The sequence below is a fragment of the Streptomyces sp. NPDC107471 genome, assembly GCF_055582845.1.
Genome location: NZ_JBVJPC010000009.1, coordinates 38,135 through 59,079 on the forward strand (window position 1 = coordinate 38,135; position 20,945 = coordinate 59,079).

Consider the following 20,945-nt stretch of genomic DNA (forward strand, 5'->3'; position numbering starts at 1 on the left):
GTACCAGGTCATGAGTGACAGTCATGAGGCCCCGGCCGACTGTCCGGCAACCCTCCGTCCGTGGCGGGGTGCCCCGGGTGAAGACCAGGCCGTAGGCAGTGAGGTCTACGGCAAGCGCGGGCCCCTCTCGAAACCAGGGGTCCTGGTCGTCGAGGGAGTCTTCCGTGAGCAAGCGAATGCGATAGGGCCGCCGAGCCCCGCCTCCGCGCACCCATCTCACCTTCACCGTCACGGGAGTTCCCCATGTCCGTCTCCACCGCTGTCTCCGCCCGTACCATTTGCTCCCCGCTGCCCGTTCTGGGCCGGGATGTCACCGTCCCGCTCGTCACCGGCGGCGAGGTCACCTACGCGGCGCTCGACTACGCGGCCAGCGCCCCGGCCCTCCAGCGGGTGTGGGACGACGTGGCGGCGTACGCGCCCTACTACGGCAGCGTGCACCGCGGGGCCGGCTACCTCTCCCAGCTCTCGACCGACCTGTTCGAGAACGCCCGCAGGACCGTCGCCGGGTTCCTCGACTGCCGTGAGGGCGACGAGCTGATCTTCACCCGGTCGACCACCGACTCGCTCAACCTCCTCGCCGCCGCCCTCCCCGCCGACTGCCGGGTCTTCGTCTTCGAGACCGAGCACCACGCGAGCCTGCTGCCCTGGAAGGACGCCCGGGTCACCTACCTCGACGCCCCGCGCACCCCGCGCCAGGCCGTCGAGACCCTGGAGAAGGCCCTCGCCGACCGGGACCCCCACGGCCCGGCCCTGGTCTGCGTCACCGGCGCCTCCAACGTCACCGGCGAGCTGTGGCCGGTGCGCGAGCTGGCCGCCGCCGCCCACGCGCACGGCGCCCGGATCGTCCTGGACGCGGCCCAGCTCGCCCCGCACCATCCGGTGAGCGTGCGTGACCTGGACGTCGACTGGGTCGCCTTCTCCGGCCACAAGCTGTACGCCCCCTTCGGCTCCGGTGTCCTGGCCGGCCGTGCCGACTGGCTGCGCGCGGCCGACCCCTACCTCGCGGGCGGCGGCGCCAGCCGCAAGGTCACCCGGCGCGAGGACGGGGGAGTGGACGTGGAGTGGCACGACAGCGCCGCCCGCCACGAGGCCGGTTCCCCGAACGTCATCGGCGCCTACTCCATCGCGTCGGCCTGCAAGGCGCTGACGGAGACCGGTTTCGACAGCCTGGTGGCCCGTGAGCAGCACCTGATCGAGAAGGTGAAGGCCGGCCTCGCCGACGTCCCCGAGGTCCGCGTCCTGTCCCTCTTCGGCGACGACGCCCCCCGGGTCGGCGTGATCTCCTTCGTCGTCGAGGGCTGGAACAGCTCCCACTTCGCCGCCGCCCTGTCCGCCGAGTACGGCATCGGCGTCCGCGACGGCCTCTTCTGCGCCCACCCCCTCGTCCGCACCCTCCTCGGCAGCGACCCGCAGTCCCAGGGCGAGTGCGGTGCCCCCGAGGCCGCTCCCGGCGAGAGGTCCCTCAACGCGATCCGGGTCAGCTTCGGCGCGGGCACGCCCGACGAGCACGTGGAGCGGTTCGTGAAGGCGGTCAAGGAGCTCGTCGCGGACGGCGCGAAGTGGACGTACCGCACCGAGGACGGCCGCTGCGTCCCGGCCGTCTGAGCGCGCCTGCGCTCGGCTCCTAGCTGTCGAGGCCGATCGCGAACGCGGCCTCCAGGTCGTGCTGCGAGTAGGTGCGGAAGGCCACGTGGGTGTCCGTCGCCTCGACGCCCGGGATCTTGCTGATGCTGCCGGGGATGACCTCGGCGAGGTCCTCGTGCTGCTTGACCCGGACCATGGCGATCAGGTCGTAGGTGCCCGTGACGGAGAAGACCTCGCTCACGGACTCCAGTGCGGCGATCCGCTCCGCGATCTCGGGGATCCGGTCCACGCTGGTCTTGATGAGGACGATCGCGGTGATCACGGCTGGTTCTCTCCCTCGGGGGCCGGAGCTGGGGCGGCCCTCACTCTAGTCGTACGGCCGAAACGCACCCAGGCGAAGACCAGGCCCAGGCCGAAGCCCACCAGGTGGGCCAGATAGGCCACCCCGGGGCCGTCGGAGGCCCGGCCCGCCGCCAGCCATTGCAGCGCCGCCCAGAAGGGCAGGACGACCCAGGCGGGGAAGCGCAGCGGCAGGAAGAACAGGAACGGCAGGAGACTGGTCACCCGGGCCCCGGGGAACAGGAAGAGAAACGCGCCGAGGACCGCCGAGATCGCCCCGGAGGCACCGACCAGGGACTGCTCGGAGTCGGCGTTGGCGGCCGCGTAGCCCAGCAGGGCGAGGTAGCCGCAGCCGATGTAGAAGAGGAGGAACTGCACCCGGCCCATCCGTTCCTCCGTCATCGCCCCGAAGACGTAGAGGAAGAGCATGTTGCCCAGCAGGTGCACCCAGCTCCCGTGCACGAACAGCGCGGTGGCCGGGGTGAGGGCGGCACCGGGCGAGTCCTCGAAGAGCTCGGCGGGGATCACCCCCCAGCGGTGGAAGTAGGCCCGCTGCGCGGCCAGGGCCGCGTCCCCGGAGCCGTAGGCCGGGTCGAGGCCGGAGGCGGGGCCGATCACGAAGACCAGACAGCACAGGGCGATCAGGCCGTGGGTGACCGGAGCCGGCCCCCACAGCGCCCTGTCTGTTCCACCGAGTGTCACCCTCCAGTTGCGGATCATGAACACAGAGCATGACGTAACGGGACGCAACGGAACAGAGTGCCTCGCCGCCGGGTGGGTCCTGTGGACGCCCGAGCGGCGAGTACCCGCCAGGCCGTAGGGTTACGAGCCACATGCACCGGGACGCCGGTGCATCACTGACAATGGCTAGTAGGAAAGAGCACAGTCACGATGACGGTTCCCCTCCCGACCGCCTCGACGCGGTGGCGCTGCACCCTCTGCGGCAACCTCACGCGCTTCGACGTGACCCGCTCGTCGAAGGTCGTCGAGTACGTCCACCTCGACCTGGCGGGAGAGCCGAGCGTCGAGGAGCGCGAGGTGGTCAGTGAGACCATCGAGTCGGTGCGGTGCCGCTGGTGCAACGCCGTGGACCAGGTGGAACTCGTGGACAGGCCGGGCGCCGGCTCCTGACAGGGCCGGCCCCGCACAGTGATGGGGTGTGACGGATGGTGGAGACACAAGGCGGGGAGCCGGGCGACGGCGCCGCCGAGGTCCTCGACCGTCCGCTGCCCGACGGGGTGCGGCGCAGGGTCGTGCACATCGTCTCGGAGGGGTTCGGCGGGCTGACCGTCGGCGAACTGCCCGCACAGCTCAGGCAGTACGCGCGCTTCGCGCCGAACCGGCGGGCCAAGTTCGCGGGCAACGCGATGGCGGCCGCGCTGGAGACCGATCCGCTGTTCCGCCAGCGCATCGGGGAGAAGTTCAGAGAGGTCCAGCCGGAGCTGGCCGGCGCTCTCGACTCCGGTGCCCCGCCCCCGGCCGCGGACCCGCTCGACGTGGCGGCCGCGGCCTATGTTCTGCGCCCCACCGGCTGGGTCAAGCTGGTCACCGCGGCCGGTGAGGAGGCCCAGCGCGCGGACGCCGAGCGGGCCGACGAGGAGAGCCGCGCCGAGCTGGAGCGGCTGCGCGTGGAGCTCACGGCCGCCCGCGAGCAGACGCGCACGGAGACCGAGCGGCTGCGCGCCGAGCTGGAATCGGCCAAGAAGGAAGCCGAATCGCTTCACCGGAAGCTGCGTGCGGCATTCAGTGACGTCAAGCGCGGTGAGGCGGCCCTGCGCAAGCTGCAGGGCGAGATGGAGTCCGTGCGCGCCGAGGGGCAGGCCCAGGTGTCCGCCGCCGAGAGCGAGTCCCGGCGCCTGAAGGCACGCCTCGGGGAGGCGGAGGCCGCGCTGGAGGCCGCGCGCAGAGCGGCACGGGAGGGGCGCAGTGTCGAGGACATGCGCGTGCGTCTGCTTCTGGACACCGTTCTGGACGCGGCCCAGGGGCTGCGCCGGGAGCTGGCCCTGCCGCCGGTGTCCGTGCGGCCGGCCGAGACCGTGGACGCGGTCGAGCCGGGACGCATGACCCCGAAGGACATCGCCGCGCGGGCGCTGTCCGAGAACGACCCGGCGATCCTGGACCAGCTACTGGCCCTGCCCCAGGCGCACTTGGTGGTCGACGGCTACAACGTCACCAAGACCGGCTATCCCCAGATGCCGCTGGAGAAGCAGCGCCTGCGGCTCCTCGGGCAGCTCTCGCAGCTCGCCGCGCAGACCGGGGCGGAGGTGACCTGTGTCTTCGACGGGGCCGAGCTGGCCGCGCCGGTGCTGCTGGCGCCGCCGCGCGGGGTGCGGGTGCTGTTCTCCAAGGCGGGTGTCACCGCCGACGAGTTGATCCGCCAGCTCGTGCGCGCCGAGCCGCCCGGCCGGCCGGTGATCGTCGCCTCGACCGACCGCGAGGTCGCCGACGGCATCGCCAAGGCGGGGGCGCGGCCGGTGGCTTCTGCGGTACTTCTGAAGCGGCTGTCCTAAACATCAAAGCCCAGGTTTAATGTCCCAATTGGCCGTATCGTCACGCAACGTAGCGTCAAGTGCGCATCACTGCACGTGAGTTATGTGCAAAGAATGCAGGGCGTGACCAGATTTTGCTCCTGAGGATTTGAACTGATCACAGGAGGGTCACTAGGGTCTGGGCTCGAACCTCCGAGCGGGTGATCACTCAAAAGAAGGAGTTCACCTCCGTGGCGTCCCATCGTCGACCCAAGCAGCCGAGTCGTACGCGCGTGACCGTGCTCACGACCGCAGCCGCTGCCGCCGTGGCCCTCAGTGCCAATGCCGCCAACGCCGCGCCGAGCGAGAAGCCGAGCAAGGACGAGGTCAAGGCGAAGGTCGACGCCCTGTACGAGCAGGCCGAGCAGGCCACCGAGAAGCTCAACGGCGCCAAGGAGAAGCAGGAGAAGCTCCAGAAGGAGATCTCCACCATCCAGGACGACGTGGCCCGCGGCCAGGACGACCTGAACGAACTGCGGGACTCCATAGGCATGGCAGCCGCCGCGCAGTACCGCACCGGCACCATCGACTCCTCGCTCCAGCTCTTCCTGTCGTCGAACCCGGACGACTACCTGGACAAGGCGTCCACCGCGGACCAGCTCAGCTCCCAGCAGGTCGAGGCGCTGAAGAAGATCCAGGAGAAGCAGCGCGAGCTGGCCCAGGACCGGGCCGAGGCCTCCGAGAAGCTCAAGGACCTCGCCAGCACCCGCACCGAACTGGCCAAGCAGAAGAAGGCCGTTCAGGGCAAGCTCGCCGAGGCGCAGAAGCTCCTCAACACGCTGACGGCCGCCGAGAAGGCCGCGCTCGCCGCCGCCGACGCCCGCGCCAGCCGCTCCGCCAGCGACCGCGTGGACCTCGGGAACACCGCGCCCGCCTCCGGCCGCGCCCTCGCCGCCTTCCAGGCCGCACAGAGCAAGATCGGCTCGCCCTACGTCTACGGCGCCACCGGCCCGTCCTCCTTCGACTGCTCGGGGCTGACCTCCTGGGCCTTCGCCCAGGCCGGCGTCACCATCCCGCGCACCTCGCAGGCCCAGGCCAACGCGGGCACCCGGATCTACTCGCAGAGCGCCCTCAAGGTCGGCGACCTGGTCATCTTCTACGGCGACCAGCACCACGTCGGCTTCTACGCGGGCAACGGCATGGTCCTGCACGCCCCGCGCACCGGCACGGTCGTGCGCTACGAGTCGATCAACAACATGCCGTTCCAGTTCGGCGTGCGGATCTGATCCTCCGCGCCGGGCAAGATCGCGACGACTCGCCGCCCGTTCGGGCGAATCGCGACAACCACAACTGACCGCACGCCCCGCCCATGACCTGCGTCCTAGGCGGGGCGTCACGTTGTGTGCCCGCGGAGGTCGTTGGATACGCCCCTGCCGCGGGGCTACTGTCGGCCGCGCTTCCCCCCTCGCCGGGGAGCGTCCGTGTCCGCCAGTGGAAGGAGCGCGGCTTCCCGTGGGGTTCCATCGCCGCCTTGTCCAGACGTCCGGGTTCAACCGGGGCGCCGGTGCCGCTCTGGGTGTGCTGTCCGCGGCGGCCGCCGCGCTCGGTGCCGTACCGGCCGCCGCCGCCCCCTCCGACGACACCCGGGCCGAGGTGGACCGCCTCTACGAGCAGGCCGAGCAGGCCACCGAGGCCTTCAACAAGGCCGACGAGCGCGCCGACGCGCTGCGCGAGGAGGTCGGCTCCGCCCAGGACGGGATCGCCCGGCAGCAGGAACGCATCAACTCCATGCGGGAGACGCTCGGTTCACTGGCCGGCGCCCAGTACCGCTCCGGCGGCCTCGACCCCAGCCTCGCGCTGCTGTTCTCCGACGACCCGGACGAGTACCTCGACAAGGCGGCCGCCCTGGACCGCATCAACGCCCACCAGGCGGGCCAGCTCAAGGACCTCCAGGAGGCCATGCGCGAACTCGCCCAGGAGCGCAGCGAGGCGGCCAGGAAGCTCGGCGAACTGGACAGGAGCCGCAGGGCCGTCGCCGCCCACAAGCGGACCGTCGAGAAGAAGCTCGCCCGGGCGCGCGAACTGCTCAACTCCCTGCCCTCCGACGAGCGCGCCGCCTACGACCGGGCCTCCCGCTCCGGCCGCTCCGCGATGCCGGACCTCTCGGGAGCCGCGGCGCCCTCGGGCCGGGCGGCCGCCGCCGTCGCCGCCGCGCAGTCCGCGATCGGCAAGCCGTACGTGTGGGGCGCCAACGGGCCCAACGGCTTCGACTGTTCGGGCCTGATGCAGTGGTCGTACGCCCAGGCCGGCGTCTCCCTCCCGCGCACCTCGCAGGCGCAGCGCTACGCCGGCCGCCAGGTGCCGCTGTCCCAGGCGCGCCCCGGCGATCTGGTCACCTACCGCGGCGACGCCAGCCATGTCGGCATGTACGTCGGCAACGGCCAGGTCGTGCACGCCCCGTACCCCGGCGCCCCGGTGCGCTACGACCCGGTCGGCATGATGCCGGGGGCGACGGTCACGCGCCCCTGACCGACGGCGGCGATACCCGTACGATCGGGAAACATGGCAGGTCGAAGGCGGGCGTCGGGACACGGTGCGGTGGTGCTGTGCCTGCTGCTCATCGCGCTGGTGGGCTGCGGCGGCCGGCCGACGGCCACCGACCTCGCCGAGGCGGACGTACAGCACGTCCTGGACCGGCGGGCGGCGGCCGTCCTCGACCGCGACAAGGCGGCCGTCGCGCAGACGGGCGCCGCGAGCTGGTACGAGGACGTCAGCGCGGTGCCGCTCGCCTCCTGGTCCTACAAGGTCACCGGCGTCCACCGGACCGGGGCCACGGCCACCGCCGACGCCGAACTCCGCTACCAGGTCCAGGGGTACGACCGGGCCCCCGTCACCGTCGCCCGCACCCTCGACCTCTCCCTCGACGCGGCCGGCCACTGGTACGTGCGGGGCGAGAAGCCGGCGAAGAAGGCCCCGGAGCAACTGTGGGACCAGGGCGAGGTGACCGTCGTCCGCGGGCAGCACAGCATCGTCCTCGGCGTCGGCCAGTCCGGCGAGCGGCTGCACTCCTTCGCGGACCTGGCCGACCACGCCGTGCCCGCCGTGTCGGACACCTGGGGCACCGGATGGTCCCGGCACGTCGTCGTGCTCGTGCCCGACTCCCTGGACGGCATGGCGGGGCTGCTGGGCTCGCCGGCCTCCTCGTACCGCGGGATCGCGGCCGTCACCACCGGCGAGACCGGCGCCCCGGCACGCGCGCCCGCGGACCGGGTCATCGTCAACCCGGACGCCTACGGCCTGCTCGGCAACCTGGGCCGGCAGGTCGTGCTCACCCACGAGACGACCCATGTCGCCACCCGCGCCGACACCACGGCCGCGACACCGCTGTGGCTGTCGGAGGGGTACGCCGACTGGGTCGGCTACCGGGACACCGGGCGCACCCCGGCCGAGGCCGCGCCGGAGCTCGGGGAGGCCGTGTCCGCGGGCCGGGTGCCGGCGGCCCTGCCGTCCGACGCGGACTTCGGTTTCAGCGGCAGCGCGTCCGGGCTCGCGATGTCCTACGAGGGCGGCTGGCTGGCCTGCCGGATGATCGCGGACCGGTGGGGCGAGGCGAGTCTGGGCGCGTTCTACCGGGCCGTGGGCACGCACAAGGAGCGGCCGGGGGCGGTGGAGGAGGCCCTGGCGAAGGTGCTCGGCACCGACCTGAAGGCGTTCACCGCCGCGTGGCGGGAGTACCTGCGGGATCAGTTCGGCTGATCCGACCGCTCCACGGTCTCCGTCCGGGGTGCCGGTCCCGGAGGGCACTCATCGCGTACCCCACTTGAGGCAGACCTGCCGTACCCGTGCCGCCCGGCGCGCGGTCAGGGCGACGTCGACGTCTGCCGGGGCGGGACCGGGGTCTGTTCCGGGAGCGTGGGGGGTGCGGGCTGCTTCGGGACCGTCGCGCGCCACAGTTCGCGCATTCCGAGGGCCGTGGCGACGACCAGCAGGGCGTTGCGGATGAGCAGGAGGGTGATGCCGAGCGGGCTGCTGCTCACCACGTCCGCGAACCAGATCGGGAACTCCAGGACCGTCACGAAGCACGCCAGCAGCACCAGGACCGTCGGCACGCCCATCCGGCTCGCGCGGAAGCACAGGCAGGCCGCGGCCAGGCCGACCAGCCACACCAGGTACTGCGGGCTGATGACCCGGCTGGTGGTGGTGAACATGAGCACCGCCACCAGCGCCGCGTCAGCCGCCGTGTGCGTCTCGAACCGGGTGGCCGTCAGCCGCCACAGCAGCAGCAGTCCGAAGGCCATGCCGGTCAGCGCCAGCGCGGCCGTGCTGACGGTGGTCACCCAGGGGCCGAGGAACTCGACCGAGCCGTAGTTCAGCAGCACCTGGCCGTCCCACCCGTGGTGGCGGGCGATGTGGAAGACCAGCGAGCCCAGCGACTCCACCTCGGTGCCCCGCTCCCGCTGGAAGGTCAGGAAGGCGAACGCCCCGGGCATCGACACCGAGAACACACCGGCCACGACCACGACCGTCACCGCCGCCGAGGCCCACACGCTGCGCCTGCGGATCCCGACCAGGATCAGCGCCGGCCACACCTTCAGCAGCGCCCCGAAGCCCACCAGCACCCCCGCGGCCTTCGGATGCCGGGCGGCCGCGAGCACCGCCGCGACCGCCACCGCGGTCACCATCACGTCGTAGCGGGAGTAGACGGTCGGGCCGAGCAGCGGTACGCCCGCCACCCACACCCAGGCCCCCCGCAGCCGCCGCCCGTCCCGCCGGCCCGCGTACAGCAGCAGGAGGAGGACGGCCAGGTCGGCGACGAAGGCCAGGACGAAGAAGGCCTGCGTGTACTCCAGGAAGGGCAGCAGCGCGGGGGAGAGGATCGCGAGGGCCGCGGCCGGCGGGTACTGCCAGGTCACGTCGTCCTGCGGGAACGTTCCGGTGCGCAGGACGTCGTACCAGCCCTGGTAGATGACCGACACGTCGCTGGTGACGTCCGGGCCGGGGAAGACGTACACCTTGAAGACCCAGAGCAGGAGCAGCAGCCTGGTCACGCCCCAGGTCAGCAGCAGTCCGGTCAGGGATCGCCGCCCGGCCCTCGTGTCCACGTGATCCCCTGCCGTTCTCTTGCGGTCTTGAGGGGAACATGATGTCCCGCTCTCCTGTGAGGGTGCCATAAACGTGGCCGAGCCCGGCTGTGAGCAGCCGGTTCGGTAGTGTCGGCCGCGATGCACAAGACCCTGATCGTGACGAACGACTTCCCGCCCCGCCCCGGCGGCATCCAGGCGTTCCTGCACAACATGGCACTGCGCCTCGACCCCGAGCGCCTGGTCGTCTACGCCTCCACCTGGAAGCGGGGCCGGGAGGGCGCCGAGGCGATCGCGGCCTTCGACGCCGAGCAGCCCTTCACCGTCGTACGGGACTCCACCACCATGCTGCTGCCGACGCCCGGGGCGACCCGGAGGGCCGTCGGGCTGCTGCGGGAGCACGGCTGTACGTCGGTGTGGTTCGGGGCGGCCGCACCGCTCGGGCTGATGGCGCCCGCGCTCAGGAGGGCCGGGGCGAAGCGGCTGGTGGCGACGACCCACGGTCATGAGGCGGGGTGGGCCCAACTGCCCGCCGCGCGCCAACTGCTGGGCCGGATCGGGGAGTCGACGGACACGATCACCTACCTCGGCGAGTACACGCGGTCGCGGATCGCCGCCGCGCTGACCGCCCGGGCCGCCGCCAGGATGGTCCAGCTCCCGCCCGGGGTCGACGAGAAGACCTTCCACCCCGGGTCGGGCGGCGACGCCGTGCGGGCGCGCCTCGGGCTCACCGACCGGCCGGTGGTCGTGTGCGTCTCGCGGCTGGTCCCGCGCAAGGGGCAGGACACCCTCATCCTCGCCATGCCGCGGATCCTGGCCGCGGAGCCCGACGCCGTCCTGCTGATCGTCGGCGGCGGGCCGTACGAGAAGGAGCTGCGCAGGCTCGCCCACGAGACCGGCGTGGCCGGCTCGGTCCGCTTCACCGGGGCCGTGCCCTGGGCCGAGCTGCCCGCCCACTACGGCGCCGGGGACGTCTTCGCGATGCCGTGCCGGACCCGCCGGGGCGGGCTCGACGTCGAGGGGCTCGGGATCGTCTACCTGGAGGCCTCCGCGACCGGGCTGCCCGTCGTCGCCGGCGACTCGGGCGGCGCCCCGGACGCGGTGCTCGACGGTGAGACCGGGTGGGTCGTGCGGGGCGGTTTCGCCGAGGAGGCCGCCGAGCGGATCGTCGTCCTCCTCGGGGACGCGGAACTGCGGAGGCGCATGGGGGAGCGGGGACGCGAGTGGGTCGAGGAGAAGTGGCGCTGGGATTTGTTGGCGGAAAAGTTGAAGACCCTGCTATAGCCGGAGCCGCATAATCCGCCGATGCTGCGCGCATGACAGCAAAACTGATGCAGCGTCAGGTGACTAGACGTCAGATCCTTGGTATGGCCGCCCTCCAGACGGCGGCCTCTCTCGGCTTCACCCGCGTCGGCCTCCAGTCGGCCCGCGCGGACGAGCCCGCCGCGGTCGAGTCCGCACCCGCCATCGTCGTCGGCTCCGGCTACGGCGCCTCCGTGGCCGCCCTGCGTCTCGGGCAGGCAGGCATCCGCACCCTCGTCCTGGAGATGGGACGGCTGTGGAACACCGCCGGCGCCGACGGCAAGGTCTTCTGCAACACGGCCGACCCCGACCGGCGTTCCGTGTGGTTCCGCACCCGCACCGAGGCGCCGCTCGCCACCTTCCTGTGGCTGGACGTCGTCAACAAGGACATCACCCCCTACCCGGGCGTCCTGGACCGCGTCCGCTTCGCCGACATGTCCGTCTTCGTGGGCCGCGGGGTCGGCGGCGGCTCCCTGGTCAACGGCTCGATGGCGGTCACCCCGCTCCAGTCGTACTTCGCCGAGCAGTTCCCGACCGTGGACAGCGCGGAGATGTACGGCACGTACTTCCCGCGGGCCCGCGCCATGCTCGGCGTCAACACCGTCGACCCGGCCTGGTTCGAGTCGACCGAGTGGTACAGGTTCAGCCGGGTCTCCCGCAAGCACGCCGCCAACGCAGGGCTGAGGACCACGTTCGTGCCCAGCGTCTACGACTTCGGCTACATGCAGCGCGAGGCGGCGGGCACGGCGACGAGGTCCGCCCTCGGCCAGGAGGTCATCTACGGCAACAACCACGGCAAGAAGAGCCTCGACAAGACGTATCTGGCGTCCGCGCTCGGCACCGGAAACGTCACCATCCACACCATGGAGAAGGTCACCGGCATCAGCCGGGCGAGCGACGGCAGTTGGGTGCTGAGCGCCGAGCGCATCGACGTCACCGGCGCGGTCGTCGAGACCAAGCAGTACGGCTGCACCTACCTGTTCCTCGGCGCGGGCAGCCTCGGCACCAGCGAACTCCTGCTCAGGTCACGGCAGTCGGGGACCCTCCCGGCGCTGGACGCGAGCGTCGGGGCGGGCTGGGGGCCCAACGGCAACGTGATGCTCGGCCGGGCCAACCACCTGTGGGACACCGTCGGCGCCAACCAGTCGACCATGCCGGTCATGGGCATCGACGACTGGGCCAACGCCGACAACCCCGTCTTCGCCGAGATCGCTCCGCTGCCCACGGGACTGGAGCACTGGGTCAGCCTGTACCTGGCGATCACCAAGAACCCGCAGCGCGCCCGGTTCTCGTACGGCAGCGGGGGGTTGGGCCTCGACTGGAGCAGCGCCCAGAGCTCGGTGTCCGCCGGCATGGCCAAGAAGCTCTTCGACCGGATCAACTCCGCCAACGCGACCATCTACCGGTACGACCTCTTCGGCTCCCCCAGCAGGATCTTCGCCGACGACTTCACCTACCACCCGCTGGGCGGCTGCGTGCTGGGGAGGGCCACCGACAACTACGGCCGGGTGAAGGGGTACTCGAAGCTCTACGTCACCGACGGCTCGCTGATCCCCGGCAACATCGGGGTGAACCCGTTCGTCACCATCACCGCGCTCGCCGAACGGACGATGGCGCGGGTCCTCGTGGAGGACACCGCGCCATGACGTTCCGTCAGGAGGCCCGCTACTTGGCGTAGATGGCCTCGATCTCGGCCGCGTAGTCCTTCGCCACCACGTTCCGCTTGAGCTTCAGCGACGGCGTGAGGTGGCCCGTCTCCTCCGTGAACTGGGAGGACAGAATGCGGAACTTCCGCACCGATTCCGCCTTCGACACCGCGGCGTTGCCGTCGTCGACCGCGGCCTGGATCGCCGCGTTCAGGTCCGCGTCCCCGGCCAGCGACGCCGCGGTGGAACCCGCCGGCTTGCCGTGCTCCTCGGCCCAACGGCCCAGGAACTCCTCGTCGATGGTGACCAGCGCGCCCACGAACGGCCGCCCGTCGCCCACCACCATGCACTCCGCGACCAGCGCGTGCGCCCGGATGCGGTCCTCGATCACGGCCGGGGCGACGTTCTTGCCGCCCGCGGTGACGATGATCTCCTTCTTGCGGCCGGTGATCCGGAGGTAACCGTCCTCGTCGAGGGTGCCGATGTCACCGGTGTGGAACCAGCCGTCGGTGAGCGCCTCGGCCGTCGCGGCCTCGTTGTTCCAGTAGCCCTTGAACAGGTGCTCGCCGTGCAGCAGCACCTCGCCGTCGTCCGCGATCCGGATCACCGAGCCCGGCAGCGGCTGTCCGACCGTGCCGATCTTCGTGCGGTCCCAGGGGTTGAAGGCGGTCGCGGCGCACGACTCGGTCAGGCCGTAGCCCTCCAGGACCGTGAAGCCGATGCCGCGGAAGAAGTGTCCGAGCCGCTCCCCGAGCGGGGCGCCGCCGGAGATGGCGTACTCGCCCCGGCCGCCGAGGACCGCGCGCAGCTTGCTGTAGACCAGCTTGTCGAAGGTCTTGTACTTGATCTTCAGCCCGAGCGACGGGCCCGACGGGGTGTCCAGCGCCTTGCTGTACGCGATCGCCGTGTCGGCGGCCTTGTCGAAGATCTTGCCCTTGCCGTCGGCCTGCGCCTTGGCGCGCGCCGAGTTGTAGACCTTCTCGAAGACCCGCGGGACGCCGAGGATCAGCGTCGGTCTGAAGGAGGCCAGCTCGTCCGTGAGCTGTTTGATGTCCGGGACCATGCCCAGCTTGATCGGCGCCATCATCGGCGCGATCTGCACCAGCCGGCCGAAGACGTGCGCGAGCGGCAGGAAGAGCAGGACCGAGCACTCGCCGGTGCGGAACAGCGGGCGCAGCCGCTCCACGATGTTGCCGCACTCCGCGAAGAAGCTGCGGTGGGTGAGCACACAGCCCTTGGGGCGGCCGGTGGTGCCGGAGGTGTAGACGATGGTCGCCGGGTCGTCGGCCTTCGCCAGCGAGCTGCGCTCCTCGACGGCCGCGTCGCTGATGTCCTTGCCGGCGCGGCCCAGCTCCTCGATCCCGCCGCCCTCGATCTGCCAGACGTGCTTGAGGGCGGGCAGTTGCTCGCGCACCGACTCCACGGCGGCGGCGTGCGTGTCCAGCTCGACGACACAGGCGGTCGCACCCGAGTCACTGAGGATCCACTGGATCTGCTCCGGCGAGCTGGTCTCGTACACCGGCACGGTGACGGCGCCCGCGCTCCAGATGGCGAAGTCGAGCAGCGTCCACTCGTAGCGGGTGCGGGACATCAGACCGACCCGGTCGCCCGGCTGGACCCCGGAGGCGATGAGCCCCTTGGCGGCGGCGTGCACCTCCGCCAGGAAAGTCGTGGCCGTCACGTCCTGCCACTGACCGCCCGCCTTGCGGGCGATGACGGCGACGTCGGGATGCTGCGCGGCGTTTCTACGGACGATGTCGGTGAGATTGCCGTCCGCAGGGACCTCGTACAAAGCCGGAAGGCTGAACTCGCGCAAGACTGCTGCTCCTCATAGGGCGCCGGCGCCACGACGTTGTGTGATGCGACGGTCGGTCCAAGGCTCGGGCAGGTGCTCAGGGATTCGGTGGTTGAACGCTGAGCACGACTGGACTGCCCGGACGTTACCCGTCGGTATGGCTTCTTCGACAGGGGGGTCCGACGAGATGTTCGCTGCGTCACACGGATTGGGGTTCTTCGCGCACAGTAGTCCACCTGTTTACTGACTGGCCAGTAACCGCAAGCCCGGTCGGCACTGTTCACGTATGCCGCACGGGCCTACTCTTGATCGTCATGGCACCCACACCGGCCGGAAACCGGAAGACACGCGTCCATGTGGTCAGCGACGTGCACGGCAACGCCCGTGACCTGGCCAGAGCCGGCGAGGGCGCCGACGCCCTGATCTGTCTGGGCGACCTGGTGCTGTTCCTGGACTACGCCGACCACTCGCGCGGCATCTTCCCCGACCTGTTCGGGGTGGAGAACGCCGACCGGATCGTGGAACTGCGCACCGCCCGCCGCTTCGAGGAGGCGCGGGAGCTCGGGAAGCGGCTGTGGGCCGGGGTCGGCGCCGACCGCGCTTCCGTGATCGAGAAGGCGGTACGCAAGCAGTACGCCGAGATGTTCGCCGCCTTCCCGACACCGACGTACGCGACCTACGGCAATGTCGACATGCCGCCCTTGTGGCCCGAGTACGTCGGACCCGGCACGACCGTGCTCGACGGCCAGCGGGCCGAGATCGGCGGCTGGACCTTCGGCTTCGTCGGCGGCGGTCTCCGGACGCCGATGCGGACGCCGTACGAGATCAGCGACGAGGAGTACGCGGCGAAGATCGAGGCCGTCGGCGAGGTGGACGTGCTGTGCACGCACATCCCCCCGGAGGTGCCGGAGCTGGTCTACGACACCGTGGCGCGGCGGTTCGAGCGGGGCAGCCGCGCGCTGCTGGCCGCGATCCGCCGTACCCGGCCGCGCTACTCGCTGTTCGGTCACGTCCACCAGCCGCTGGTGCGCAGGATGCGGATCGGGGCGACCGAGTGCGTGAACGTGGGGCACTTCGCCGGGAGCGGCAAGCCGTGGGCGCTGGAATGGTGAGTCCGTCCGCGCGGTAGCCTTCACGCTGCACAGACGTGCGTACGCGTGCGTCCCCCCTTCCTCACCGGACCGTATCTGGAGGAGCCACGGCGATGGCGGAACACACCAGTTCGAGCATCACGATCGAAGCTGCGCCGGCCGACGTCATGGCCGTGATCGCCGACTTCGCCCGCTACCCGGACTGGACGGGTGAGGTGAAGCAGGCGGAGGTGCTCGCCACGGACGCGTCCGGCCGCGCCGAGCAGGTCCGGCTGGTCATGGACGCGGGCGCCATCAAGGACGACCAGGTCCTCGGCTACACCTGGACCGGCGAGAACGAGGTCTCCTGGACGCTCGTCAAGTCCCAGATGCTGCGCCAGCTCGACGGCTCGTACGTACTGAAGCCGGCGGGAGCGGGGGCGACCGAGGTCACGTACCTGCTGACGGTCGACGTCAAGATCCCGATGCTCGGCATGATCAAGCGCAAGGCGGAGAAGGTCATCATCGACCGGGCGCTGGCGGGGTTGAAGAAGCGGGTGGAGTCGCGGCAGTAGGGGTCGCATGTCGGGTGCGGGTCCGTCGTGACCGGTCGCGCAGTTCCCCGCGCCCCCGAACAGGTGGGAGTGCACCGACGTGCTTTCAGGGGCGCGGGGAACTGCGCGACAAGCCCCCACCGGCCCGCAGTCGCATGACGGCCGCGTCCGTTACGGTTCACCCCTATGCGCACCATCCTGATCACCGGCCCCGGCGGCAGCGGCCGTACCACCGTCGCCGCCGCCACCGCGCTCGCCGCCGCCCGCGAGGGCACCCGCACCCTCGTCCTCAGCGCCGACCGCACCGACACCCTCGGCGCGCTCCTCGGCACCCCGACGGGCGCGAACCCCGCCGAGGTCGCCGAGAACCTCACCGCCTGGCGCCCCGACGCCACCGCCGGTTTCCGGGACGACCTGGCCGCGTTCCAGGACCGCGCCTCCAACGTGCTCGACCTGCTCGGCGCCTCCCGGCTCGACCCCGAGGAGGTCACCCCCCTCCCCGGCGCCGAGGAGCTCACCCTGCTGCGCGCCCTGCGCGACGCGGCCCTGTCCGAGCGGCACGAACTGCTCGTCGTCGATCTGCCGCCCGTCCCGCAGGCCCTCGCCCTTCTCTCCCTCCCCGAGGAACTGCGCCGCTACCTGCGCCGGCTCCTGCCCGCGGAGCGCCAGGCGGCCGCCGGCCTGCGTCCCGTGCTCGGCCGACTGGCCGGCGTCCCCATGCCCTCGGAGTGGCTGTACGAGACCGCCGCCCGCTGGGACACCGAACTCGGCGCGGTCGAGGCCGTCCTCGCCGACCGGCAGGCCGTCGTACGACTGGTCGCCGAACCCGGCCCCGCCGGCTCCGACGCCGTACGCGCCGCCGGCCTCGCCCTCGCCCTGCGCGGCCTGCGCCCCGACACCCTGGTCGCCAACCGCGTCGTACCGGAGGACTGGCCCCCGGGGCTCGTCGCCCAGCAGCGCAAGGCGCTGGAGGAGTGGGGAGAGGCGTACGACGTCAGGACCGTCCGCCATCTCGGCCACGACCCGCGCGGCGGCGACGACCTCGACGCGCTCGGCGTCCCCCCGGTCAACGACACGACCTCCACCGTCGAGTGGCCCGTCGTCGATCTCCTCGCCGAGGACGGCGTCCTCGGGTGGCACATCCCGCTGCCCGGCGCCGTGCGCGACGAGCTCGACCTGGTCCGGCGCGGCGACGAACTCGTCGTCAGCGCGGGGCAGTTCCGCCGGATCGTCCCGCTGCCCTCGGCCCTGCGCCGCTGCACCGTCGCCGGCGCCGCCCTGCGCGAGGGCGAGCTGCGGATCAGGTTCGCGCCGGACCCGGATCTGTGGCCCCGCACCCCGTGAACCGGGTACGCCCGTTCGGGTAACGTCGGAGGGACGAACCGTAGTCAGGAGTCCGTCATGAGCGAAGAGCTCCCCCCGTCCGACGGTGACCGCGAGCCCGTGGACGCCGTGGACGAGGTACGGGCGACCGACGCCGACGCGTGGGCGACGGCGGTCGCGGAGGACCTCGCGGCGGAGAAGGCCCGCCGCCGCACCGAGTACGGCCCGCCCCCGGGCTCGGCCGCCGAGGAACTGCGCAAACTCGTCGACAACGTCGCCGAGAAGCTGTCCGGCCTCCAGTCCCCGCTGCTCGGGGGCATCGCCGGACCCGCCGCGCAGCAGATGGTCAGGCAGGTCGTGCAGCAGGCCAAGGCCGCGGTCGAGCCGGTCATAGAGCGCAACCCGGACGTCTTCGACCACCTCGCCGCCGCCGGTGGCGAACTCCTCGCCGCGTACCGCTCCGCGGTCCAGGCGCAGGAACAGCGCTGGAGCCGGCGGGACGACACCCTGCGCGGCAAGGGCGAGGATCCCGGCCCCGAGCGCATCGACTTGGACTGAAACCCCCTGACGGCAGGGCCTCGGGTACGGTTGGCCGTAGCGGGGCTCGACCGAAACTGAGGGATTCATGGGACTCACCATCGGCGTCGACATCGGCGGCACGAAGATCGCGGCCGGCGTGGTCGATGAGGAAGGCAACATCCTCTCGACCCACAAGGTGCCGACCCCGGGCACGGCCGAGGGCATCGTGGACGCGATCGCCTCGGCGGTGGAGGGCGCGCGTGCCGGGCACGACATCGTGGGCGTGGGCATCGGTGCGGCCGGATACGTCAACCGCCAGCGCTCGGAGGTCTACTTCGCCCCCAACATCCACTGGCGCAACGAGCCGCTGAAGGAGAAGGTCGAGACCCGTGTCGGCCTTCCGGTCGTCGTGGAGAACGACGCCAACGCGGCGGCCTGGGGCGAGTACAAGTTCGGCGCGGGCAAGGGCCACCGCAACGTCATCTGCATCACGCTCGGCACCGGCCTCGGCGGCGGCATCATCATCGGCAACAAGCTGCGCCGCGGCCACTTCGGGGTGGCGGCCGAGTTCGGCCACATCCGCATGGTCCCGGACGGCCTGCTGTGCGGCTGCGGCTCACAGGGCTGCTGGGAGCAGTACGCCTCCGGTCGGGCGCTGGTGAGGTACGCCAAGCAGCGCGCCAACGCCACCCCGGAGAACGCCGAGATCCTCCTCGGTCTCGGTGACGGCAGCCCCGACGGCATCGAGGGCAAGCACATCTCCATGGCCGCCCGGCAGGGCGACCCGGTCGCCGTCGACTCCTACCGCGAGCTCGCCCGCTGGGCCGGCGCGGGCCTCGCCGACCTGGCCTCCCTCTTCGACCCGTCCGCCTTCATCGTCGGCGGCGGCCTCTCCGACGAGGGCGAACTGGTCCTGGACCCGATCCGCAAGTCCTACAAGCGCTGGCTGGTGGGCGGCAACTGGCGCCCGGTGGCGGACGTCATCGCGGCCCAACTGGGCAACAAGGCGGGCCTGGTGGGCGCGGCGGACCTGGCGAGGGAGCCCGACCCGATCATGTGACGGTGACGGTCGAGGGGCGCGGGAACCGCGCGACCTGCCACGAAGGCATGGCAGTCGCGCTCGGTCCTCGCGCCCCTCCCTCATGGGCGTAGATTGATCCACATGGTTCCGGTCAAAGTCCTGAGCTACAACATCCGCTCGATGCGGGACGACACAGACGCGCTGGCCCGGGTCATCACCGCCTGCGAGCCCGACCTCGTCCTGATCCAGGAAGCCCCCCGCTTCTTCCGCTGGCGCAAGAAGCTCGCCCGGCTGGCCTCGGCCTCGGGCCTGGTCGTCCTCACCGGCGGCGGCACCGCCGCGGGCCCCGCGATCCTCTGCGACCTCCGCGCCACCGTCGAGCGCACCGAGGACGTCCTGCTCCCCCTCAGCCCCGGCCAGCACCGAAGGGGCTTCGCCACGGCCGTCGTCCGTCTCGGCGCTGCCCGTCTCGGCGTCCTGAGCTGCCACCTGTCCCTGCAGAAGGACGAGCGCTACGACCAGGCAGGCATGCTCCTCGACCGCCTCGCCGGCCTGGGCGTGGACCACGCCGTCGCTGGCGGCGACCTGAACGAACGCCCCGACGGCCCCGCCTTCGCCCGGATCGCGGACGGCCTCCAGGACTGCTGGGCGACCAGCCCCACCGGCGGCGAGCACACCTGGACCCGCACCGCACCCCACCAGCGCATCGACGCGATCTTCGCCACGAAGGGCATCGAGGTGCTCGGCTGCGGGGTTCCGCTCGATCTGCCCGGCGTCGCGGAGACAGACCTGAGGGCGGCCACCGACCACCTTCCGGTCCTGGCCACCCTCGATGTGCCCGCGAGCTGATCCCGGCTAGACGACGGCTCCCCGGCCGGGATCCTCGTCGTCCTCGTCGTCGGCCCGCATCCGCGTCACCAGCGTCACGAAGCCGCCCAGGAAACCGCCGATCCCGACCGTGGCCAGCCACCACGTCATCTCCCAGCCGAGCAGCACCGCGACGAGCAGCAGGAGCGGTCCGCCCAGCACCCCCAGCCAGGCGAACTTCGCCGTGGTGTCGGCGGCGGGCAGCGGCGGCGGCTCCGGCGGCACGAAGTGCCCCTCGTCGTCCTCCTCGAAGTCGTCCTCGGACGGCTCCGGCGCACTGTAGTCACGCGGGCCGACGCCGGGCGCGAAGGAGACGGAACCGCCCAGCGGCTTCGCCGGCTTCTCGTCCTTCTTGGCCCTGGGCTCGGTCTTCTCCGCCGCTGTCGGCTCGTCGTTGGTCTCGGTCTCCAGCAGCGCGAGGTCCTCGACCGACTTGAACGGCTTGGTGCCCGGCGGGTCCTGGGGCTCCTCGCCGTACCCGGCGACGATGGCCGCCCACGCGGCCTCCTCGTCGAACGGGACGCCCTGCTCCTCCGGCTCGTGGCCCTCGCGGTCTTCGCGGTCGGAGTCGTGCTCAGCCACGGGCGGCCGTCCCTTCACTGCCGATGCCGGTGGTGTGCCGGCCGATGAACGCGAGGCTCTCGTCGAAAATCCGCTCCGCGTCATGGTCCAACGTCGCCACGTGGTAGCTCTGTTCCAGCACGATCTCGGTCACGTCCGTCGACGACACCCGGCTCAGCACGCGCGCGGAGTCGGCCGCCGGCACCACGTGGTCCTGGGTGCTGCGCAGCACCAGCAGCGGCTGGGTGACCTGCGGCAGCTCGCCGTCGACCTGGCGGAAGAAGGTCCGCAGGGAGTGCGCCGCGTGCAGCGGCACCTTGTCGTACCCCAGCTCGACGCTGCCCTCCTTCTTGATGTCGCTCGCGATCCCCGGAGCCGTACGGACGAAGTGACGGGCCACCGGAAGGGCGTACGGCGCGAGGCCGTGCAGGCGGTTCGCCGGGTTGACGACCACGACACCGCGCACCGCGTCCCCGTGCTTGGCGGCGAGCCTGAGGGCCAGGGTGCCGCCCATGGACAGACCCGCCACGAACACGGAGGTGCAGCGCTCGGTCAGGGCGCGCAGCTCGCGGTCCACCTCGGCGTACCAGTCCTGCCAGCCGGTGAGGGCCATGTCCTGCCAGCGGGTGCCGTGGCCGGGCAGCAGCGGCAGGGACACCGTCAGGCCGTGGTCGGCGAGGTGCTGGGCCCAGGGCCGCAGCGACTGGGGGGAACCGGTGAAGCCGTGGCACAGAAGGACACCGGCCTCCCCGCCCTCATGGCGGAACGGCTCGGCTCCGGGGAGGACCGGCACCTAGGTCTCCTGTTCATGAAAG

20 protein-coding genes and 1 riboswitch are annotated in these 20,945 nt (G+C 71.6%); of the genes, 14 read left to right on the plus strand and 6 right to left on the minus strand.

The window, feature by feature from the left end:
* The first annotated feature begins 6 nt into the window (after positions 1-6).
* A riboswitch (SAM riboswitch) is annotated at positions 7-123 on the plus strand.
* A 120-nt stretch (positions 124-243) separates the two neighbouring features.
* Positions 244-1,605: an aminotransferase class V-fold PLP-dependent enzyme gene (locus ACZ66S_RS28315; protein WP_469904372.1), complete on the plus strand. Its 1,362-nt coding sequence runs from the start codon at positions 244-246 to the stop codon at positions 1,603-1,605.
* A 19-nt stretch (positions 1,606-1,624) separates the two neighbouring features.
* On the opposite strand, the gene ACZ66S_RS28320 is transcribed toward ACZ66S_RS28315, so the two are convergent.
* Both ACZ66S_RS28320 and ACZ66S_RS28325 read right to left on the minus strand, forming a co-directional pair.
* A complete protein-coding gene (locus ACZ66S_RS28320) occupies positions 1,625-1,906 on the minus strand; it encodes an Lrp/AsnC family transcriptional regulator (RefSeq protein ID WP_020137395.1) in 282 nt (93 codons plus the stop codon).
* Positions 1,903-2,643 (minus strand): rhomboid family intramembrane serine protease, encoded by a 741-nt coding sequence (locus tag ACZ66S_RS28325; RefSeq protein ID WP_469904373.1) that lies wholly within the window; start codon positions 2,641-2,643, stop codon positions 1,903-1,905. The genes ACZ66S_RS28320 and ACZ66S_RS28325 overlap by 4 nt, the downstream gene beginning before the upstream one ends.
* Before the next feature lie 171 nt (positions 2,644-2,814).
* On the opposite strand from ACZ66S_RS28325, the gene ACZ66S_RS28330 reads away from it, so the two are divergent.
* The 5 genes from ACZ66S_RS28330 to ACZ66S_RS28350 all read left to right on the plus strand — a co-directional run bounded on the left by ACZ66S_RS28330 (position 2,815) and on the right by ACZ66S_RS28350 (position 8,147).
* Complete coding sequence (locus tag ACZ66S_RS28330; RefSeq protein WP_132886322.1) at positions 2,815-3,054, plus strand: hypothetical protein; 240 nt, start codon at positions 2,815-2,817, stop codon at positions 3,052-3,054.
* A gap of 35 nt (positions 3,055-3,089) precedes the next feature.
* Positions 3,090-4,433, plus strand: coding sequence for an NYN domain-containing protein (locus ACZ66S_RS28335; protein WP_469904374.1), 1,344 nt, complete (start codon positions 3,090-3,092; stop codon positions 4,431-4,433).
* A 209-nt stretch (positions 4,434-4,642) separates the two neighbouring features.
* Entirely contained in the window at positions 4,643-5,677 is a 1,035-nt protein-coding gene (locus ACZ66S_RS28340; RefSeq protein ID WP_469904375.1) for a C40 family peptidase, read from the plus strand.
* A gap of 226 nt (positions 5,678-5,903) precedes the next feature.
* Entirely contained in the window at positions 5,904-6,920 is a 1,017-nt protein-coding gene (locus tag ACZ66S_RS28345) for a C40 family peptidase (protein ID WP_469904376.1), read from the plus strand.
* A 33-nt stretch (positions 6,921-6,953) separates the two neighbouring features.
* On the plus strand, positions 6,954-8,147 hold the full coding sequence (locus tag ACZ66S_RS28350) for a hypothetical protein (RefSeq protein ID WP_469904377.1): 1,194 nt from the start codon (positions 6,954-6,956) through the stop codon (positions 8,145-8,147).
* Positions 8,148-8,251: 104 nt separating this feature from the next.
* On the opposite strand, the gene ACZ66S_RS28355 is transcribed toward ACZ66S_RS28350, so the two are convergent.
* Positions 8,252-9,493, minus strand: coding sequence for a glycosyltransferase 87 family protein (locus tag ACZ66S_RS28355; protein WP_469904378.1), 1,242 nt, complete (start codon positions 9,491-9,493; stop codon positions 8,252-8,254).
* Between the two features lie 120 nt (positions 9,494-9,613).
* Here ACZ66S_RS28355 and ACZ66S_RS28360 point away from each other — a divergent pair, with 120 nt between their 5' ends.
* Entirely contained in the window at positions 9,614-10,756 is a 1,143-nt protein-coding gene (locus ACZ66S_RS28360) for a glycosyltransferase family 4 protein (RefSeq protein ID WP_469904379.1), read from the plus strand.
* 47 nt (positions 10,757-10,803) lie between these two features.
* The gene (locus ACZ66S_RS28365) at positions 10,804-12,420 is read left to right on the plus strand and encodes a GMC oxidoreductase (protein WP_469904726.1); all 1,617 of its coding nucleotides are present in this window, start codon (positions 10,804-10,806) and stop codon (positions 12,418-12,420) included.
* 19 nt (positions 12,421-12,439) lie between these two features.
* Here the strand turns inward: ACZ66S_RS28365 and ACZ66S_RS28370 are convergent, their stop codons facing one another.
* Complete coding sequence (locus tag ACZ66S_RS28370) at positions 12,440-14,236, minus strand: AMP-dependent synthetase/ligase (RefSeq protein ID WP_469904380.1); 1,797 nt, start codon at positions 14,234-14,236, stop codon at positions 12,440-12,442.
* A gap of 293 nt (positions 14,237-14,529) precedes the next feature.
* Here ACZ66S_RS28370 and ACZ66S_RS28375 point away from each other — a divergent pair, with 293 nt between their 5' ends.
* The 6 genes from ACZ66S_RS28375 (at position 14,530) to ACZ66S_RS28400 (ending at position 19,551) form a co-directional block, all read left to right on the plus strand.
* Positions 14,530-15,327: a metallophosphoesterase family protein gene (locus ACZ66S_RS28375; protein ID WP_469904381.1), complete on the plus strand. Its 798-nt coding sequence runs from the start codon at positions 14,530-14,532 to the stop codon at positions 15,325-15,327.
* 92 nt (positions 15,328-15,419) lie between these two features.
* Positions 15,420-15,860, plus strand: a complete 441-nt coding sequence (locus ACZ66S_RS28380) for an SRPBCC family protein (protein WP_469904382.1) — start codon at positions 15,420-15,422, stop codon at positions 15,858-15,860.
* 165 nt (positions 15,861-16,025) lie between these two features.
* Positions 16,026-17,183, plus strand: coding sequence for an ArsA family ATPase (locus tag ACZ66S_RS28385; protein ID WP_469904383.1), 1,158 nt, complete (start codon positions 16,026-16,028; stop codon positions 17,181-17,183).
* 57 nt (positions 17,184-17,240) lie between these two features.
* Positions 17,241-17,720: a DUF5304 domain-containing protein gene (locus ACZ66S_RS28390; RefSeq protein ID WP_469904384.1), complete on the plus strand. Its 480-nt coding sequence runs from the start codon at positions 17,241-17,243 to the stop codon at positions 17,718-17,720.
* Positions 17,721-17,787: 67 nt separating this feature from the next.
* Positions 17,788-18,741 (plus strand): ROK family glucokinase, encoded by a 954-nt coding sequence (locus ACZ66S_RS28395; RefSeq protein ID WP_007381458.1) that lies wholly within the window; start codon positions 17,788-17,790, stop codon positions 18,739-18,741.
* A gap of 102 nt (positions 18,742-18,843) precedes the next feature.
* The gene (locus tag ACZ66S_RS28400) at positions 18,844-19,551 is read left to right on the plus strand and encodes an endonuclease/exonuclease/phosphatase family protein (protein ID WP_469904385.1); all 708 of its coding nucleotides are present in this window, start codon (positions 18,844-18,846) and stop codon (positions 19,549-19,551) included.
* A gap of 6 nt (positions 19,552-19,557) precedes the next feature.
* Here the strand turns inward: ACZ66S_RS28400 and ACZ66S_RS28405 are convergent, their stop codons facing one another.
* A complete protein-coding gene (locus tag ACZ66S_RS28405; protein ID WP_469904386.1) occupies positions 19,558-20,151 on the minus strand; it encodes a hypothetical protein in 594 nt (197 codons plus the stop codon).
* Positions 20,144-20,923, minus strand: coding sequence for an alpha/beta hydrolase (locus tag ACZ66S_RS28410; protein WP_469904387.1), 780 nt, complete (start codon positions 20,921-20,923; stop codon positions 20,144-20,146). The genes ACZ66S_RS28405 and ACZ66S_RS28410 overlap by 8 nt, the downstream gene beginning before the upstream one ends.
* Between the last annotated feature and the right edge of the window lie 22 nt (positions 20,924-20,945).